Origin of the sequence: Bacillus sp. SIMBA_154 (assembly GCF_046536015.1) — a bacterium.
Taxonomy (GTDB): domain Bacteria; phylum Bacillota; class Bacilli; order Bacillales; family Bacillaceae; genus Bacillus; species Bacillus pumilus_P.
Genome location: NZ_JAWJBV010000153.1, coordinates 1 through 299, shown reverse-complemented (window position 1 = coordinate 299; position 299 = coordinate 1). Strand labels below are relative to the sequence as shown.

The 299-nt window shown below is 47.5% G+C and carries 1 pseudogene; it reads right to left on the bottom strand.

Going from position 1 to position 299, the window contains the following annotated elements:
* Window positions 1–299, bottom strand: a pseudogene (locus R0K30_RS21530) (alpha-mannosidase); the annotation flags it as partial.

Genomic DNA, 299 nt, shown 5'->3' with positions numbered 1-299 from the left:
TCTTCTTCATCTCGGAAAGAAAAAATTAAACGACCGTTTAAAAAGTCTGCCCGACCGTAGCATTGAACTGGGGTGGTATACCGCTTGGCAAGCATCGCTAAGTGTCCTTCGCTTACTGCTTCTTGGCTATAGTGCATGCCAAATGAGAACGATAGCGCGCCTTGAAGCTGAGCGTCAGGTGTCTCAACGATTTTTTCCCCAGATGCCCGGCCAGGAAGGTAAAGAAGATTTTCTTTCACCCTCTTTCCGAAACATCGGAAGAGGGTGTAAGCAATCGTTGTGTAGTCTTCGCCTGTGAT